We start from the raw sequence: 20,011 nt of genomic DNA on the forward strand, positions 1-20,011 counted from the left end.
TAGAATTATTTTTAGTTACCTACGTCGGACAAGAATTTTATTCGCATCAGTCTAATTTCAATTTCTTCAAATTCTTCTTCTCCCAGTTCGTCAAGTGCATCTTCAATACTATCGGAATCGGCTTCGTGAAAATACTCTAAAATCTCCTCTTGATGGTATTCGTCAACTACTTCATCAATATAATAACTCAGATCTAATTTAGTTCCAGAAGTAACAATTCTTTCAATCTCACTAATCATCTCATTAACAGGCATTTGTTTTGCCTTAGCAATATCCTCTAGGGGAAGTTTTCTATCAACACTTCGAATAATATAAACCTTTAATCCCGATTTATTGACCACTGATTTCACCACCATATCCATGGGACGGGTGATATCATTATCTTTAACATATTTGGCGATCAACTGAACAAAAGGCTCTCCATATTTAGCAGCTTTACCCGCTCCTACTCCTGAAATATTTTTCAATTCTTCAAGACTCACTGGATACTGAACGGTCATATCTTGTAAGGAAGGATCTTGGAAAATAACGAAAGGAGGTAGATTCTCTTCTTTGGAGATTCTTCTCCTTAGGTCTTTTAGCATATTAAAGAGGGTCACATCTAAAGCACCTGATTTAGCACCACCTCCAACTTCTATACTACTATCAGCCTCTTCAATATAATCATGATCTTTGGTGAGTTTAATACTATATGGTTTTTCTAAGAAATCAAGTCCTTTTTGAGTGACTTTCAATAGACCATAGTTCTCAATCTCCTTGGTTAGAAAATTATTAATTAGAATTTGCCTTAAAACGGCATTCCAATGTTTTTCATCTTTATCAGCGCCAATTCCAAAAACTTCTAATTTATCGTGTTTTGCTCCTCTGATATCAGAATTCAAATCTCCTACCAATAGTTTCACAATATATTCACGTTTAAACAACTGCTTAACATCTAATACTGCTTGTATGGCATTGGCTATATCTTCTTTTCCTTCGAAACTCTCTTTTGGTTTAAGACAATTATCACAACAACCACAATTATCTTTGGTGTATTCTTCTCCAAAATAATGCAATAATTGACGGTGACGACAAACAGAGGATTCTGCATAAGAAACTGTTTCCTGTAATAGTTGTTTGGCAATTTCTTGTTCAGCAACAGGCTTGTTCTTCATGAACTTCTCGAGTTTCTCTATATCGTCATAACTATAGAATACAATACAGTTTCCTTCTCCATCATCACGTCCAGCTCGTCCAGTCTCCTGATAATATCCTTCTATGGATTTTGGAATATCATGATGAATCACAAACCTAATATCAGGCTTGTCAATTCCCATTCCAAAAGCAATAGTAGCCACAATTACATCTGCCTCTTCCATCAAGAACATATCTTGATTCCTACGACGAGTATGTGCATCAAGACCTGCATGATAAGGCAGGGCTTTAATTCCATTTACTTGCAAGGTTTCTGCAATTTCCTCCACCTTTTTACGGCTTAAGCAATATACAATACCTGATTTACCAGGCTGAGTTTTAATATATTTGATAATGTCCTTATTGACATCTTTTGTTTTAGGACGCACTTCATAATATAGATTTGCTCTATCAAAAGAAGACTTAAAAACATTGGCATCCTCAATGGCTAAATTCTTTAATATATCTTGTTCTACCTTTGGAGTTGCAGTTGCAGTTAGTGCTATAATCGGCACATCATGACCAATGGCTTGTACTATGGGGCGCAGTCTTCGATATTCAGGACGGAAATCATGTCCCCATTCAGATATACAGTGTGCTTCATCTATTGCGTAAAAAGAAATTTCAATGTTTTTCAGAAATTCTACATTCTCTTCCTTAGTTAAGGACTCTGGAGCAACATATAAAAGCTTAGTTTTTCCACTCAACAAATCCTCTCGCACCTCCATCAACTCACTTTTCGATAAACTAGAATTCATTACATGAGCAATCCCTTTATCAGTGCTATAATTTCTAATCACATCTACCTGATTCTTCATCAGAGCAATTAACGGCGAAACTATAATAGCTGTGCCACTTTGAATTAAAGCAGGTAATTGATAACACATAGACTTACCTCCGCCTGTTGGCATGATAACAAATGTATCTCTCCCAGCTAACACACTTTCAATGATTTCTTCTTGGGTTCCTTTAAAACTAGTAAAACCAAAAATCTTCTTTAAAAGGACTTTTAATGATGTATTTTCTTTAATTTCTGTCATTACACTATTCATTCGATACTTCTCTCAATACCTTATCACACATTAATAGACTAGGAATAGCCTCCTACCCTTACAAATTTAATCATTTTATTTATCAAAAGCAATGGAATCTTCCCCCTATTGAGTTTTCCTATTTTTTGAAAAGGAGTGCGAAGGTAATCAAAATATCTTAATAATAACTACGTGATATTACTGAATTTTAGGGATATGCGATAAAACACAAAACTAAGCCTCTTTATTAAACTATCCTGCATACTTAACTATCAATCCAGGATAAGTATATTAGGGTCTTGAGTTAAAATTCCTATAAGCCTTGCCAAATTAATTTACAATGACTGGCTTATATCTTTAATATTTCATCAACTGTAAACAAAGTAAGACTCTGGTATTCTTAGCTTACACCATATTATGAAAGCAGAGGTTTTTGCCCGTCATACAATACAAAGAAAAAAGGGTATCAGACTAAACTTATACTATAATTTGATTTTCTCAACTATATAAAAACCATTTTTGATAAGCTTTACAATTATATATTCCTGATCAGAATTGAATGGAATCCTTATTAATTCTACTGATGCTATACCCTGAGAATGAATCTCCTGGCCTAATAGATTGAAGACATGCAAGTCACCACTCTCAAATTCCGCTACACCTTTAGAAGTTATACAAATGACACCATTTGCGTAATAAATTCCCACTAAATCATCAATTATTTCTTCCTCCTCAAAACCGTAAGCATTTTGATGAAATGCAATCACAAACCGCTGTAATTCATCACTTTCAGAAGCACTATAATTATATGTTGGATATTTCTTTAGGTCTTGCTGGAAACCTGTTTTTAAATCCTTTAAAACAATTTGAACACCTGGTAAATTTTCTCCTTTCGACATGCTCAAACTATATTCTCCATTCTCAACTTGATCTATATATAAAGGTATGCTTATCATTTCATTGCCCAATGGCTTATTGGCATTGATGCAGAGTTTTTCCCCATCCTCTATAGCAAATAGTTGTGGTACATCTGCTGCAGAATAAAGCTTGTGGGCATCGCCTCTAAAATCAAAATGAGCGGTTCCATTATCTGGGAAACCAATAAAGAGAGTATTTCCTTTAGTTTGATGATTCAATTGAAGTTTAATAAAAGGACTTCCTTTTTCCTTAGTTGACTTATAAAAATTCGATCCTTCATGAGTCCTTGCACTCGCAGGAATATTAAAAGACCCAGAAGAAGTTGCCGAAACAAAAAAACTTTGACTCATAGGAATAACACCATTTGTTAAATCTCCTGTACTCCCATTATAAACTCTATAATCGCCATTATTAAAAGTGGAATCCCAAATATAAACAGCACCTGTTGTATTGGTTGTTAACCAGTTTTCGTCATCCCAATCAACTGCAGACGGAAATGGATTACCAATTAAATTCCAGTTCCCACCAACTCCTCCATAATCCAAATCTACGGATAAGCTTGTTGATTTCAACTCACCCTCCATGTATGCCGTAATAGGAGCCTTAGATTCAGCAACCCAAAATTTATAACCGATACCCATAGGTAAAGACTCGTCAAGGCCTGATATAAAATCCCAAGTACCAACTGGCTCATTATATGAAGCAATATAGGTAAGCGGATTCTCATCAAAATAAAAAGCCCTAGTGGTTAAATTATCAACTGTAGCTGATAAAAAATGCCAAGTATTACTCGTAACATATCTTTCCACTGTATAATCTCCAATAATTGCTCCATCGACAATTAAGGAGCCTGTATTATTAGCATCCGATTCTATAATAAAATTAGAAGCATTGGCAGAATTTGACAAATCTCCGGAGATACTCATATTTCCATCAAGGGAAACAGAAGAAGTAGCATCTTCCAAATTAACATTTCCAGCAACTCTTATTTCATCCTCCTCCAACACTCTTAATCCCATGTTCTGCTTTATTGTTATTTGAGCATGCAAAAGACTTGGTAAAAACAATAGAACTATTATTATTTTAATATGATTTATAATTTGCCTTTTATTTAATGTATTCTTGCCTGCTTCCAACCGTGTTCTTTTCGTAATGAATATCAAAAGACAACGCAAAAGCCCCTTTAGCATATGTGTCATCATTACTGGTCCCGTTTCTATACAACCTAATCAATAAAATGCTACTTACATTATCTTGAGGGTTCTCTGATCCTGTGAGTGGAGTTATGGGTCCAAAACTAGCTATTAAATACTTATGAGAATCACCATTCACGCTTGCCGTTGCTGTAAGAGTCTCAGCAGCAGGAAAAACATATTGGGTTTCTGAATTATAATTTACCCAGGTATATTCTATAGCCCAAATCACATCTCCAGCGCCATCATCTTCTGGTGACCAGTGTATATGAGGATGGATAGCAGTTCCATTCCAACTATGTGGCATCTGAATAGATAATCCTGCTACTTCCAATTTATTTTCCTCAAAATTGTATTGATTGATGTTACCAATAAAAGTTTCCCATTTTGCCAAATCTGTACCTTTGAGCTTTACTGATGCAAGAGGCACCACATAATCGTCCCAAACAGTGGCAGCACCATTAAACCCTATGGTTCCATCTCCCTCTATTTCAGTGAAATTCGTAGCGGTTCCTATTTCTACTTGTGCATTTGCCATTATTCCAAATGACGATATTAAACATAATAATATAAGCTTTTTCATTGTTCGATTTTTTTTGTTGATATAAAGACGGATCATGTTATTGAACATTCACACCCCAACACACTAAAAGACCTGTAATATTTAACATAAAAAGCCACCCAATGGGTGGCTTTTTATGAAACTCTGCTATTCTTATGAATTACTTAATCTCAATCAATCTTTGCATTTTCTCTAATTCTTTAAGATTTTTAGGGATGCTAATTTCTAAAATTCCATTCTTATGCTCAGCATGGATGTTTTCGTGGTCAATCTCCTTTGGTAAAGTGAAGGCTCTTTCAAAAGATGCAGCTTTAAATTCTTTTCTTAGGAACTCGTCTTTGCTTTCTTCTTGTTTATCTTCTACTTTGCCTGATACCTTCAAAAGAGATTTGTCAATTTCAACTTTCACATCTTCTTTCTCCCATCCTGGAATTGAAATCTGAATTTTAAACCCTGTTTCGTTTTCCAACACATTGGTAGCTGGCTTTACCTTTGGTGTAGTTTCAAAATCATTCCACATTTGATTCATTAAATCTGAGAATAATGGGTTTCTGTTTACTTTTACTAAATTCATCATGGTTTTATCTCCTTATTTTTATGTTTTAAATATTTTATTGTTATTTGATTTGAAGTACTCAAATGAAATGCCAAATGAAATTCCGGTCCAAAGCCAGCCATTATGTCGTGTGTGAAAAATATATTATGCCGTTTTGTCTGTTTTCTATTAAATATTGTCAGTTTATAAGCTCATAAAATAAAAGCCTCCATAAAAAAAGCCTGGTCAAATGACCAAGCTTTTGATTTTTTTAAATACGAAATTGGTTAATTAAAAATTCAATTGCCCCATACCTTGATTAAAAACGATATCGATTGGGATACCGGCGGCATCAATTTTATTTAAATCTTTTTGCAAATCAGCATTAATGGTTCCTTTTTCTACGACTAGCTTTTTAGCGGCATCATAATCCCCATCCCCTTGTATTTTAAGGATCAATTGGGTTAACTCTTTTGAAGCATCTTGCATTTTAGCCATATCAATATGATATGTTCCATTTTCTAATTTGGTGAAAGCACCACGCTCTAGGAAGTAATTGAAACGAACCATATTTGATTTCCCATGACTACTGGCAGCTCCAAAACGAACAGAGCGGAAGATACCAGCCATAAAAGTTACGTAGTTATCCATAAGGTCAGCTTCACCAAGCTCACCCATCTCGTGTAACTTAGTTACCATATACAAACCTAATATATCAGCTTTACCCTCCTCAAGAGCAGAGTATTGTTCTTTAATGGCTGAGCGAACATCACCTTTACCATTAATGGTATTCTTGATTCCTAAACCATGAGCCACTTCATGAAACATAGTATTAGCAAAGAATGCATCAAAAGTAACATGTTTGCGTTGACCTTCAGCAATCAAAACTTCACTGATTGGAATTAGTATCTTATCGAATTTGGCTTGCATAGAATTCTTCAATTGCAGACGACGAGATCCTTTTTCTAGTTGCACACGCTCATCATTTGGAAGATTGATGGCAATAGTCTTGGAACCCGCATTACAATCTCCTGCATAGAATACAGCATCATAAGCTCCAAGATCAGCATTACTTCCAGGAATCTCTGCTTTATATTTAGCTTCCACAGGCATTTGCTTTTGCAATTCTGGAAGAAATTGCGCAAAATGTGCTAGCTTCTTAGTCCACTCTAAATCTTTGATAAGAATAAAGGCCTCATGTGCAGCTTTAGTACCAAAAAGAGCATCCTCATAATTCTCTATGGGCCCGATAACAAGATCTACATTATTATCCCTCATGTCCATCCAAGCCATATCACTTGCTAAATAATCATCAGTTAATAATGCTTCTGCTCTTAAATTTAAATAAGTACGGAAGCCCTCGTCTCCGGCCAATTTAGCTGCTTCTTTAAGTAAGTCCACTACTCGATCTATCTCATCTTTAAAATACTCGTGATACCAAACCGACTTGAGCTTCTTATTCTCATCACGCACAATCATGGTATATTGGCTTGATTTATCTTCATCATCCCAAGCCTCAAACTCTTCTTTGGTCATATCAACCGGATAAAACCGAACTCCTGCTGGCTTCTTTCCAATCCCTTCAACAAAGGATGAATTATCATCCAAACGATCCCAAGGTCCATAATTGATTTCGACAAACTTTTTTTGATAAGGATCTTCTAATTTAGCCATCAGACTAGCCTTGTCACCATAGCTTTCTTGCCAATAAATAGAATTCATCACTTCTGCAGCTTGGAAAAGGAGTATCAACATTTCCTTTTCATCAACCGAAAGATGAGAAATATCCGAAGTCAAAGTGAAATCAGTATAGGTCTCTACTAAACTTTTCATTTTAACATCCTCTTTTTTAACCTTTTCCCCCATAGGCTTTGGCTCATCTCCACAAGAGTTTAAACTCATTGCAAAAGCACCAAGCATCATAAAAATTAGTGTTTTCTTTATCATTTTGTTGTGTTTAAATTTCATGTGGACGAAATTACAGAATTTATTTGATCATTTACCTACACATCTAAAATGCAATTCCTCCTATCTTAAATAAATTTTATGAAAATAATCTTTTATTTTTTGAAAACTAAATATCTATTTTTTTAAATCATTACACCTTTGATTATAGGCTAATTACAAAAATCAAAACATACTTATACCCCACCTTGGTATAGTATTATATTTTCATATATATTTGTTAACCTTCAATTACAATATTTGTCCATATCAAGATTTTTACTAATTTTATCGCGTTACTAAAAGAGGAGATAAGTATGGATTTAAAATTAAAAGGCCAATATTTTTTGGTCACAGGTGCAGGTAGCGGCTTTGGAAGAGCAATAGCCGAAGCGCTTATTAAAGAAGGAGCATTTGTTTTTGCTAATTCCAAAACTGAGGAAAAATTAATAGAGCTAAAAAAGATGGCTCCCGAGCAAGTTGAGTATTTAGCTGTTGACATCACCATTCCATTAGAACAAGACAAGGTTTTAAATATGATAGGCAATAAGAGACTATCAGGAGCGGTGATCAATGCAGGTGGGCCACCAGCAAAAAGCGCTATGGAATCGAGATTGAATGACTGGGATACAGCCTATAAGTCATTGGTTCGTTGGAAGGTGAGAATTACCAAAAAGCTAGTTCAAAGATTTATTGGATGGGGCGGTGGAAAAATGGTGTTTGTGGAGAGTATCTCTGTAAAGCAACCAGTAGCGAACTTAGTTTTAAGTAACGCTTTTAGGTTAGCCATGGTTGGTTATGTAAAAACCTTCTCTCAAGAGGTTGGAAACAAAGGTGTTAATATGAATATATTGGCCCCGGGTTATCATGACACCAGCGCAATGGACAGAATCATTTCAAAAAAGGCTTTAATTTCTGATATTTCAGAAGAGGAAGCTCGTGAACAAATTGAAGCAGAATCCTTGAATGGTAAAATGGGAGATCCAAAAGAGTTTGCAAGCCTAGCATTATGGCTGCTTTCTCCTCAATCTGCTTATGTTACTGGCCAAACTATTAGTGTAGATGGTGGGTTAACAAGAGGCGTTTTTGGATAATTAAAACCAAAAAAAATTAAAGCCGAATATGAATCATATTCGGCTTTTTATTTGCTATCATATTGGATATTTCATCAAGGCCTTCCCTTTACCTATCAATACCATTGGTTTATTTCTCTTATTTACATCAATAACATACCCAGTATTTCCCTTGAGCTTTTTACTCATCAGTCCATCTGAGTTGAATAAATATAGGGTTTCCCCTTCTTTATCAAAAACAGCTAGTATCTTACGCCCTGACACACTAAACAACTGAGGTTTAATGAGAATAGGACGCTCAAAGATATAGTTGACAAATGATTTCTTCAATCGGTCAAATACATTCAGCTCCTGGCCATCAAGATAAATAAAATCATAATTTCCATTTCCACTAAAATCACTATAAATGAAGAAATGATCTTTAGAATAATCTCCAAAATCAGTAGATTTCACCTGACCCTTTTCTGGAATATAAATGAGTTTCCCATCTGAATCTGTCGTTATCATCATTCCTTTGCTATTGGTTCTATTGGCATAAACATCGGAACCTAAGGCATTGGTGAAAGACTTTCTGATTTCTAAACGAACCTTTCCATTTCTATCAAACATTATGATATTCCCATTTTGAGCCTCTGCTATCAAATAATCTTTACTATTGGCCACCACATGACTCATTGGCTTTACGATCTGCTTTCGTGTATTTTTTGATTTCCAATCCTTTAGAAGGCTTCCGTCTTTTTTATAATTATAAACCTCCCCATTAAGGCAAGGAATAAGAATTCTATAATCTTTATTATTCTGATAATCTATTACAGACAAGCCCGTACTGGCTTCGCTATTTAATTTAAGGGGATAATTGGCCACAAAGTTACCTGTCAAATCAATTAAGTACATATAATTCTCGCTATTAAATAGATATTGAATTTTTCCATTACCATAATAGTCTATTTCAAAAACATTACTGATGGGCTTTTCCTCTATTTGCTTTTTCCAAACAATATCGCCTTGCTCATTAATGAGATACATTTGCCTAAAATCATCAAACACAATATACTTATGACTGGCATCTGTATGGTCAGTTACAATAAAAGGCCCGCTAACAATATCACTATCCATCAGCACCTGCCATTGAGAACTTTTCTCGGTTTTCTCCCCAGATAAACCAGCGAATATTCCAGTATAAACCATCCTATTTTTCCAGTTGAGCTGGAGGGAATAACCATTCAAGTCTTTTTTAAATATGGAAAGCTCATTTATACTTAGCTCTTCTTTCTTTTGGAAAATATTGAATATTTCTGAAACAGAATGTGGCCTATTTACATAAAATGTGAAATTGGTATTTTTAGAAAGGTTATCAGAAAACTCATGATAGGATTCTTTCTTTTGGAGGATGGAACCCGATTCCAAAAGATCAATATATTCTTTTAGATCTTCAATGGACTTAGAAAAAATCACCAGTTCGTCTACCACCGCAAAATAAGATTTCTTAGTAGTACTAAACCAAGGGCCAAACTGACTCATTAAGAAATCGGGGTAATTGATCTCTTTTAGCTTTAGGTTTTTATAATCCATACTAATCATGGAGGGCTGCGACAGGTGAGCAATATCTGACAATAATCTATAACTCTCTCGCCCCTGCTGAGCCAGAAACAATCCATATTCCTTACCATCCTCCGTTTTTATATTGGCCATTTCTCCGGCCCACCATTTAGCATGAAGCTCTTCGGGCTTTTGCTTTAAGCCATTTTCCACCTCTAGGATAGACTTGGAGTATTTACCCCATTGCCCAGAGGATTTTAAATAGCTTTTCCAAGCCTGATAATAACTTGAATAATCATTTAAGCTTAAATGATAATAGGATTTGGTTTGATAAGGAAAGTGATCGCTGATGGTCATCCCCACAGACTCTTGGTCTTGAAATATATTCATTAAAGAAACTCCACTATCTCCAGGTATACTATATCCATTTAATAGTAGTTCATTGGTCTTTATACTTAAATCGAGCCCCGTCCATGCGGCTATATTTTTGGGATTTTGCCAAACTATAGATGGTGTTTCGCTTGCATTCTGAGGATAAATGTCTTTGAGCTTATCAAAATTAATGAAAACATGAGCATCTGACCTTTTGCCACTTACTTTCTCTAAAGACTGAAATTCTTCTGAATGACGAAACTTATTGGAGCCATTTACTAAGCCAATGGATTGCACTAATAATTCTGGGGAATCTGATATAAAATACCATCCTCTCTTTTCGCTGATACAAAGCTGATGCTTTTCTTGGTTAAGTTCAAGATAATATTCACTTTCAAGGGTTTTCTCTTGAGTAATGGGGGATTCATTTAGTTGCGATAATATATCTCGCTCAAAATTCTGCAAGCTATAACCGAAAGAAGGGAATAATAACAACCACCCTTGCTGGTGTCGTGAGAGCAAAACAGGCTGTTGTAAATCTGTAAAATGGGCAGTTTCCTCTTCAAAATAAGTTAAAACCTGCGGAAGAAAATATTGAAAGCTCTCTAGCTTTGGCCATTCTTTAAGTACCTTTCCATAAGAGCTTTCCGAATCCCAATTTTGATATAATTTATCAAATTGCGGGATCTCAATAATTAAAGCCGCATCATCGGGAATCAATTTTACTGGATCTTTAATCCCTTGAAATAATTGTTGATAGAAATATATTCCTCCTCCTAGAAAGCCAATAAAAATAAAGACAATCAAGAGATAGGATGTTCTGAGGTTGATTTGCATAGATCTATTTTATATTCAATAAAAATACAACACAGGTCAATCGATATTATTGAAATCAATAAATATCATCAACAGCTGTTTGTGAATTAATTAAACGTAAAATAGTAAGGATAGTATATTTACTAAGTGATAAAATACCAGATTAAGTTCAAGTTTTCTACTTATAAAACCACTAGCTTTTTAGTACTGCCATTTGCCAATTTCAAAATATAAATTCCTTTTTCCCATTCTGAAATATCAATTCTTTGATTTGGTGACACCATCAATGTATTGACAAATTGACCAGATTGATTATATACAATCATTTCAGATTTCTCTTCAATATCAATAGTAAAATAGTTAGTAGCTGGGTTTGGACTAATGCTTTGCTTAGAATCATCTGAAAAAGTTTGTATTCCTACAGGATTGGTCCACATAGGTTCATAACTAACTAAACCTAAACTGGCATCATCGGTTTCATGATATATAGCATCTTCGGCTTCTGCTAACTCTGTGGTACCCCAGAAATTATAAATGGCGTTGATTGGGTTTGGGGTATTGTTATAAAGAGCAAAAACATCTCCTCCGTTACCATTATTATACAATCTGTTTTTACCAGGACTGTTTTCTGTTCCATCGCCTAAATCTGGGGAAGCATTTAACTGTATAGTCACTCCCCAAAGGTTACCATAAATCACATTCTCGGTAACCACAGAAGTATTTGTTTCGTCTCCATAGAAGTTTAATCCACTACCACCTAGCATGGGGTCGTTTTGAATATTATTATCAGCCATAATGTTCCCAGCAATTATGGAGGTGATAAAAGTACCTATTTGGGCAATTCCATACCTGTTATTGAGAACATAATTATTTGTAATAATAGAATTTGAACTTCCTCCTACCAAATTTGAAACAGCAATTCCACCTGCATTATCAAAGGAACCACTTATGTAATTGCTATCAATAACAATCGGACTAATGCCATCTGAAGTTCCTAAGTTAATTTGAGGAGTATTTGAATTTACAGTCACATTATTGACAATATTATTATTAATAATCTGAGGGCTAGAAGAGGAGTTTGCTCCAGAGGAAATAGCTGCTCCTGCATTATTTTGGAAATCACAATCTCGAATTATCGGATTTGAATCGAATAGGTTTATGGCTCCAGAGGAATATTCCTGACCAAAACCCCTAAAATAACAATTTTGAATAAGCATATCCGAGTCAACAACTTTTATTCCTCCGCAGCCCTGAATCATGGTGTTTTTTAAAACTGAAGCTGATGAATTATCAAACCTAATTCCTTCAAAATTTCCAATACTCGCACTACTTGTAATTCCAAATTCGTCTGCTGTCACTAACAAAACACCTTCAATAGTCCATAATTTATCAATAGCAATACTTAACTGAACATCCTCCTCCACCTTTAGAGTATCACTGGCCGAGATGATAATACTTTCGTTAAAACTAAATCCATCACCGTCTGCGGTAATAGCGCCAGCCGAGATATCCACTAGGTCACCCAGTGTATAGGATCCATTATTTCCTGGCGTAGAATATTGCGCCATAACTTGAATAGTAAAAAGACTTATTAATAGTAGTAATATTTTTTTCATAATCTTGGTTTTTAATGATATTTTTGCAGCACCGATACCATAGCAAAAATAATAAAATGAGCGATCAAATCAAACATGAATGCGGAATTGCCCTTCTTAGACTCCGTAAACCATTAGAACATTACCTTTCTAAGTATGGGACAGCATTTTACGCCCTCAATAAAATGCACCTATTAATGCAAAAACAGCATAATAGAGGCCAAGATGGAGCCGGAATAGCCAGTATCAAGTTAAATATGCCTCCCGGAGTAAAGTATATCGATCGTCAGCGATCAAATTCAACCACCCCCTTAAAGGATATTTTTAATGCTGCCTACGAACCATTTCAGCAATTAGAACAGGAAAATCCTAAAATGCTCAACGATGTTCAATGGCTTAAAAACAATGGCCGTTTTACTGGGGAGGTTTTTATGGGACACTTAAGATATGGTACTTTTGGAATCAATAATATCCAAAGTATTCATCCAGTATTGAGAGTGAATAATTGGAAAACGAGAAATTTGGTTTTGGCTGGTAATTTCAACCTCACCAATGTAAACGAGTTATTTGAGCGTTTGGTAGCCTTTGGTCAGTTTCCTGTGGAGACTAGCGATACCATTACCATGTTAGAGAAAATTGGTCACTTTCTTGATGAAGAAAATGAGGAGCTCTATCGTCGATATAAATACGAAGGTCATAATAAACAAGAAGCCACCGAAAAGATTGCTGATGCCTTAGATATTAGTAATATTTTATCGAGAGCATCAAGCGATTGGGATGGTGGATATGTGATTACTGGTTTACTTGGTCATGGAGATTCATTTGTAATGCGCGATCCAAATGGGATTCGACCGGCCTATTATTATATGGATGATGAAATTGTGGTTGCCGCCTCTGAGCGCCCTGTCATCCAAACCACTTTCAATGTAAAAGCTGAGGATGTCAAAGAGATAAAACCTGGACACGCTTTAATCATCAAACATCAAAATACCGTTGAAGAAGTAGAAGTACTTGCTCCTAAAGAAAAGAAATCATGCTCTTTCGAAAGGATTTATTTTAGTCGTGGTACCGATATTAACATCTATAAAGAAAGAAAGAAATTAGGATCTATTATTACTCCAGAAATTCTAAAGGAAATCAATTACGATTTACACAATACCGTATTCTCTTATATTCCAAATACTGCTGCCGTGGCTTATCAGGGGATGGTTGAAGAAGTTAATCATTTCTGTAATAAAGTTAAAGCGGAGAAAATTCTTGAACTTGGCAATGAGGTCAGTAAAGAAAAGGTAGAAGAAATTATGATGTTTACACCACGTATTGAAACTGTGGCGGTAAAAGACATGAAGCTTCGTACCTTTATTACTCAGGATAATCAAAGAGACGATTTAGTAGGCCACGTTTACGATGTTACCTATGGTGCCATTAGAGAAGGAAAAGATAAATTAGTGATTATTGACGATAGTATTGTGAGGGGAACCACTCTGAAGCAAAGTATTATCAGTATTATCGACAGATTAGGTCCAACAGATATTATTGTAGTTTCTTCGGCTCCTCAAATCAGATATCCTGATTGCTATGGTATTGATATGGCTCGACTTGGTGATTTTATCGCATTTAGAGCCGCCATTGAATTATTGAAAGACACCAAACAGGAGTCTATTATCAATACGGTTTATAATAAATGTAAGGCTCAACAAAAGCTTCCAAAAGAAGAAGTAGTGAATTATGTAAAAGAGATATACGAGCCCTTTACAGCCCAGCAAATTTCTGATAAAATTGCGGTATTGGTTAGCCCTAAGAAAGTGAAGGCAAGGGTTAAGGTATTATTCCAAAGCATAGAAAATCTGCACATTGCGGTACCAAACCACACTGGAGATTGGTATTTTACTGGCAACTATCCAACACCTGGAGGTAATAAGGTAGTTAATACTAGCTTTATCAATTATGTAGAAGGTAATCTAGGAAGAGCATATTAAGCATAAGATTCCATCAAATTTAAATAGCCACAAGTATTAACTTGCAGCTATTTTTTTTTGTTTTACTCAAGTTTCGCACTTAACATGAGTCTTGCAATGACTTGATAAACAGTTGTTTCCAAGTTCGGTTTTTTTCTTTGAGTTACCTTTGAGTTACCTTTGTGTTTTCTTTGTGCAACTTTGTGTTATAGCTAAAAAGTTATTACACAGAGGTTCCCAAAGTAGTCGCAAAGGTTCACGAAGAATTCTTTCTGGTAATCAGAATATATCACAACTAGAATTAGTGGATATTTCATAAATTGAACATTTAAGCCAAAGTGCGAAACTTCAGTTGTTTTATAAATTGATGAAAGATAAGCTCTTTGAAAACCAGGCTCCTTTTAAGGTTGAAACAAATTTGATTTTAAATGATTTAATCTGCAATAGTCTACTTAAAAAAAGCCATCAAGGAAATCCTTGATGGCTGAAAAAATCAATTCCTCTATTATAAAATCTTTATTTAAAAGGCTGATTACTCAAAAGCAACACTTTTAACTTGATAAGTATCATTTGAGATTATTTTGATGAAATACACTCCTCTTTTGTAAGAGGAAATATCAATATGACTTGTATTGCCATTTGAATAAACGTCACTGAGCACCTGTCCCAATTGGTTTAATAATTGAATGCGATATTCCTGAGCCTTATTCAAGCGAATAGAAATCTGCTCCTGAGCTGGATTTGGATATACACTAAACTGAGCGGCACTGAAATTTGAAACCTGATCAATTATAGGTTCTAAACTAATATCAAGCTCCACCACTTCTTCAGCAATATCTATTGTTCCTTCATAGGAATAGAAAGCTTCTTTACTCACAGTAACATCAATATCTTCCCCAAATACAATATTACTAAAGGTGGCTACTCCTTGTGTATCGGTTAGCATGATAGAGCCCTCCAAGTTTACTTCTGCTCCTTCTATGGCCTCACTACTTTCTTCATCTGTGATGGTAAAAACTACCGTTGCAAAATCGAATTCAGATTCTCCAATACTACCATCGGTAAAAATATTCTGAGCCATCACTCTGGTATCATTTCCCAGTTCATCGCTCCATGTAACTACAGCCTGATTGCTATGAAATTTGCTTAAGAAAGCATGAGATTTTGAATTTTGAGAATTGCTAATCTCAGTTGGGCTCTCCCAAACTTGTTCACCCTCGGCATCTAATGCCAACATATTTAAACTTCCTAAATAGGTAGAACCTTCAAAGAAATTACGATAAAAATAATAAGTTTCATCCTCTATTTGTACGGCTTGAGAACCAGCTTGAAGTTGATCGTTCATTCCAATTATGGTAGCTCCTGCATCACCTTCTAATAATTCGCCATCTGCACTCACTCTTTGGTATTTTAAGGCAGCCATACTCTGGTTTCCATTTAACAGGTTCCATAGCACCACAAATTCTCCATTGATATTGGTACCAGAAATCACTGCTGAAAGTTGATGTCCACTGGCTTCTGTTCCTAATAATAGGCCATCGGTTTCCCATTTTACCACACCATCAGCGTCCACATATTGAGCATATACTTCATTGGTCATATTAAAATAGCGGTCGTCGTCCCAAGCAAAATATAAGCTACCATCACCAGTTCCAAAAAGGTGCAAATCGTCCCAAGCAGCAATTCCTCCAGCATCGGTAATTATTTTTTCTGAATCCCAAACCATTTCACCATCAGCATCGCATCTGATGGCAGCAATATGACGAGTTAAGGCTGGGAAATTCCCTGTTTCTTTAAAGAAACCAAAACTAAAGCCGCCATCTTCATTGGCTATAGCGGAAGGGAAAGCCCATTTAGAACCAAATCCCGAGAAAGATTTTCCTTCTTCACCCCAAGGCAAAGTACCATCTTCTAATATTTTATGAACAAAGATCTTATCTGTTCCTGCTGTATAATTAGTGGAGAATAAAACAACAAGGGCATTATCATTAGTGACCACTCCCGTAGGCTGATATTCATCAGAACCAGAAACCGGAAATACAATTCCATCTTCTCCCCATAAGTTATTACCTTCGGCATCTACCTTATAAACCACCACATCTTTATTTCCATTTCTAATGTCGGAAAATATCACAATGGCATTTCCATCCATATCACTCAAAAGGGTATAATCATCAACCCATGAATTTTGAGCATAAGTACTGACTTTCATATCGCTTTCCCAATTATCAGTACCATCATGGGCCAAGAAAGCCAAATTCATATCTAAATTTCCTGCTCCACCATACCAACTAAAAAAGTATTCACCACTTGGCGTGCTGGCCACCTTAGGTACATAATGTGCATTGGCATCATCATTAATAATAGTATTGACTTCTGCATTATCAGTCCATTGTGCTTGAGCGCCCAGACTTAGTATCAAGAATAAAAATAATAGTTTTTTCATGAGATATATTTTTTTGTGAATTTATTATTTCCTTTTATTTACTTCCTTCCATGCAAACATAAAGTCAATTTATCATTTAAAGGCTAGGATGGACCAATCTAAGTTACGCTACTGAAATGATATATTGATATTTTACTACTGCAATATACGTAAAATTCAGATATTCAATACACTAAAATTGCTTCAAATAATCAAAAAGATGGTCTGCATTTTCTATGTTTAGTTTTTTGCGTAGTCTTAATCGAGCAGATTCCACACTTCTCACCTGCCTAAAAGTAAGCGAAGCAATATCTTTAGTACTCAAACCCAAACTGATAAAAGCACATAATTTCTCCTCGTTTGCACTGAGGTCGGGGTGATGGGCAATCAGGTTTTCATAAAAAGAAGGATGCACTTCTTGATAATAGGTTTTAAATTCTTCCCAATCACTTTTCATCAGGTCGCGCTTCATCTGCTGAATCACCTGTTCCAATTCTTTCTTGGTTCCTGCTTTTAGGGCTTGGTTATATATGAGCTGACTCAAACGGCTAATGATTTCTTCGGTGGCCTGCACATGTTTTATAGAAGATAGCGAATAGGTAGCCAGTTGACGAGATTTAGCATTTAGCTCCAGTTTCAATTGCTTCTCGTTTTGCTGATGTATAAGGTCCTGCTGCTCTTGTATGGTTTGGTTTTGCTCATTCACTTGTTGACTCATTTTCTTTTCAAAACCTCTTTTTCTATAGAGGATGGTTAGCAACCACAGCAGAACAATCAGGCTTATCACAGAACCTATCAACATCAGATTCCTCTGATTTAATTTAAGCTGGGCTAAAGCTAGATTATTTTCGAGCAGTCTATTTTCTTGTTCTTGCCATTCTAGTAAATAAATCTGATGAACCTCACTTTGCTGTATGGATTTCCAGGTCTCATTAATAGAATCCTGAATGCTATGTGCTTCTTTTAAATAAAAATAGGCCTCATTCAGCTTATTCTCTTGCTCATACAAATCAGCCAATTCAAATAATACCTCTACCTTTAATTTGGGAACAGAAATAGAATCGCTCAGAACCAATGCCTTGGTCAAATAGGAAATGGCTAAATCAAAAGAAAGCCGATCCTTAGCAATATTCCCAAGTCCTTCGTTACATTTCAACTGAAGCTCTTCAAATTGATGATCTACCGCAATCTCTAATCCTTTAGCATAATAATATTGAGCTTGCTCCCTATCGCCCGATTTATAAAACAAACCAGCATATTCCTCATATAAAAAGCAGTTTTGATACTGACTTTGCAGCTTGGGTAATATTACTTTACATTTTTCGGCATATAGAAATGCGGAATCCAGAGGAGTCAAATCCGCATACATCACCATCAAATTAAAATAGGCATCATATTTTTTACCAAGGTCATTGGCCAATTGAGCAATTTGAAGGGCTTTATGTTGAAGTTGTATGGCTTGATCTAAGTTTCCTTGAATAAAATAGAGATTACTAATATTATTCAATGCAGTGGACTGCCCTACTTTCCAATCTACTGAATCGCTAATACTTAAGGACTGATAATAGGCTTTTAAAGATTTATTATAAATGCCGAGTTCTTTATAGAGTATGCCTTCTACATTGAGCAAATAGGCTTTTCTTCGCCAGTCTTCAGTGGAATGATAGCCCAAGGAATCTGATATGGCATTGGCATCTAAAAACACCTCGAATGCCTTAGCATAATATCCAGATTGAGCCAAAATATAGCCATAGCTAATTTGTGCTTTGACACCCGGTATGGGCAGGTTTAAATCTCTAGAAAGCTGATAGGCTTTATGGGCAAATAGTTTACGCTCCTCTAAATTAAAATGCTCATCTTGCGATAATTCTGTATATCTTTTCAGTTGCTCTATATTCATCTTATAATTGGAGGAGTCCACTTGAGCCAGCCCAGCAATAGAACACAAAATCAACAGAATAAATAAGAATCTCTTCATGGCAGAATATTAACACTCAAAATTACATGAAAAACTTAAGAAATCAAGATGGACTCAAAAAAGGCATTTGTCCAATAAAATGAAATAAATGGACAGATAGGTGAATTGTGTTCATTTTTGATGGTTCTGGAGTATTTGTTCAGAATATTTAAAAAAATGGACAGATTGTTCTGGGACTGCATGTGTTTTTTGTCAATGATGATTTGATTGGGATATTGGAGGGGTAGGTGTTAAATTCTATAATACTTCTCTTTTGATTAAACGATTATTTTTAACTGAACAAAGTTGCTTTCTTAATTTAATAATACTTGCATTATTAATATACTGTGCTCTAAATTCTTCAAGGTCTGAAAGAAACATAATTTCTAAAATAGGATAAACAAAATAAATTACTGTGAATTGAATTCCCAAAATTATTAAATATCTTTACAGGCACATTTAACTCGTCAATTAAAATTAAAATTTGAATGTCTCCATTTAATGAACGCATTATTTCTTTCACCAAAGGAAGTAGTAGAAACAAAATCATTATTGCCACAGATGAAATACCAGGTATATCTGTATTAGATATTGGCTATCAACTTTCTGAAAAGCTAAAAACGATAACTGGCAAATCAAATTTAAGTCTAAGAGCGTCAAGATTTAGTGAAATCTTATTCGAAAAACATATTACCCAAGACGAGGCACTTGGAAGCATTCTATATATCAAAAACATTGGTATTTTGTTTGAACCCAAGTTAAAAATTGATACCCAAGCTTTAATTGAAAGATATTCTAAAAATAACACATTAATTATCCAATGGGATTATGAATTTAAAGACCATAAATTATTCTTTAAAAACACAAGTAATCACTATCTTGATCTATCATATTTATCCTATTTAATTGCAGAATAATAA

Annotated in this window: 12 protein-coding genes; 3 read left to right on the forward strand and 9 right to left on the reverse strand. The window is 35.1% G+C overall.

From position 1 onward, the window contains the following. Positions 1 to 11: 11 nt before the first annotated feature. The 5 genes from recQ to HNS40_RS05970 all read right to left on the reverse strand — a co-directional run bounded on the left by recQ (position 12) and on the right by HNS40_RS05970 (position 7,359). A complete protein-coding gene (gene recQ / locus HNS40_RS05950; protein ID WP_371742920.1) occupies positions 12 to 2,204 on the reverse strand; it encodes a DNA helicase RecQ in 2,193 nt (730 codons plus the stop codon). A 482-nt stretch (positions 2,205 to 2,686) separates the two neighbouring features. Further along, complete coding sequence (locus HNS40_RS05955; RefSeq protein ID WP_172278678.1) at positions 2,687 to 4,141, reverse strand: hypothetical protein; 1,455 nt, start codon at positions 4,139 to 4,141, stop codon at positions 2,687 to 2,689. 88 nt (positions 4,142 to 4,229) lie between these two features. After that, complete coding sequence (locus HNS40_RS05960) at positions 4,230 to 4,898, reverse strand: hypothetical protein (RefSeq protein ID WP_172278680.1); 669 nt, start codon at positions 4,896 to 4,898, stop codon at positions 4,230 to 4,232. A gap of 139 nt (positions 4,899 to 5,037) precedes the next feature. After that, positions 5,038 to 5,454: an Hsp20/alpha crystallin family protein gene (locus HNS40_RS05965; RefSeq protein ID WP_172278682.1), complete on the reverse strand. Its 417-nt coding sequence runs from the start codon at positions 5,452 to 5,454 to the stop codon at positions 5,038 to 5,040. A 249-nt stretch (positions 5,455 to 5,703) separates the two neighbouring features. Further along, a complete protein-coding gene (locus tag HNS40_RS05970) occupies positions 5,704 to 7,359 on the reverse strand; it encodes a Zn-dependent hydrolase (RefSeq protein WP_172278684.1) in 1,656 nt (551 codons plus the stop codon). Between the two features lie 314 nt (positions 7,360 to 7,673). Between HNS40_RS05970 and HNS40_RS05975 the strand changes: the two genes are divergently transcribed. Further along, positions 7,674 to 8,450 (forward strand): SDR family oxidoreductase, encoded by a 777-nt coding sequence (locus HNS40_RS05975; RefSeq protein WP_172278686.1) that lies wholly within the window; start codon positions 7,674 to 7,676, stop codon positions 8,448 to 8,450. A gap of 57 nt (positions 8,451 to 8,507) precedes the next feature. On the opposite strand, the gene HNS40_RS05980 is transcribed toward HNS40_RS05975, so the two are convergent. Both HNS40_RS05980 and HNS40_RS05985 read right to left on the reverse strand, forming a co-directional pair. Next, on the reverse strand, positions 8,508 to 11,177 hold the full coding sequence (locus HNS40_RS05980; RefSeq protein ID WP_172278688.1) for a hypothetical protein: 2,670 nt from the start codon (positions 11,175 to 11,177) through the stop codon (positions 8,508 to 8,510). 161 nt (positions 11,178 to 11,338) lie between these two features. Further along, entirely contained in the window at positions 11,339 to 12,772 is a 1,434-nt protein-coding gene (locus HNS40_RS05985) for a T9SS type A sorting domain-containing protein (protein WP_172278690.1), read from the reverse strand. 56 nt (positions 12,773 to 12,828) lie between these two features. Between HNS40_RS05985 and HNS40_RS05990 the strand changes: the two genes are divergently transcribed. Next, positions 12,829 to 14,730 (forward strand): amidophosphoribosyltransferase, encoded by a 1,902-nt coding sequence (locus tag HNS40_RS05990; RefSeq protein WP_172278692.1) that lies wholly within the window; start codon positions 12,829 to 12,831, stop codon positions 14,728 to 14,730. A gap of 511 nt (positions 14,731 to 15,241) precedes the next feature. Here HNS40_RS05990 and HNS40_RS05995 read toward each other — a convergent pair. Together HNS40_RS05995 and HNS40_RS06000 are read right to left on the reverse strand one after the other, a co-directional pair. Further along, positions 15,242 to 17,155, reverse strand: coding sequence for a T9SS type A sorting domain-containing protein (locus HNS40_RS05995; RefSeq protein WP_172278694.1), 1,914 nt, complete (start codon positions 17,153 to 17,155; stop codon positions 15,242 to 15,244). Between the two features lie 172 nt (positions 17,156 to 17,327). Beyond that, complete coding sequence (locus tag HNS40_RS06000; protein WP_172278696.1) at positions 17,328 to 19,112, reverse strand: tetratricopeptide repeat protein; 1,785 nt, start codon at positions 19,110 to 19,112, stop codon at positions 17,328 to 17,330. A gap of 467 nt (positions 19,113 to 19,579) precedes the next feature. Here HNS40_RS06000 and HNS40_RS06005 point away from each other — a divergent pair, with 467 nt between their 5' ends. Continuing rightward, on the forward strand, positions 19,580 to 20,008 hold the full coding sequence (locus HNS40_RS06005) for a hypothetical protein (protein WP_172278698.1): 429 nt from the start codon (positions 19,580 to 19,582) through the stop codon (positions 20,006 to 20,008). Positions 20,009 to 20,011 lie beyond the last annotated feature (3 nt).

The organism is Lentimicrobium sp. S6 (assembly GCF_013166635.1).
In the GTDB taxonomy this organism is placed as follows: Bacteria; Bacteroidota; Bacteroidia; order Bacteroidales; family UBA12170; genus UBA12170.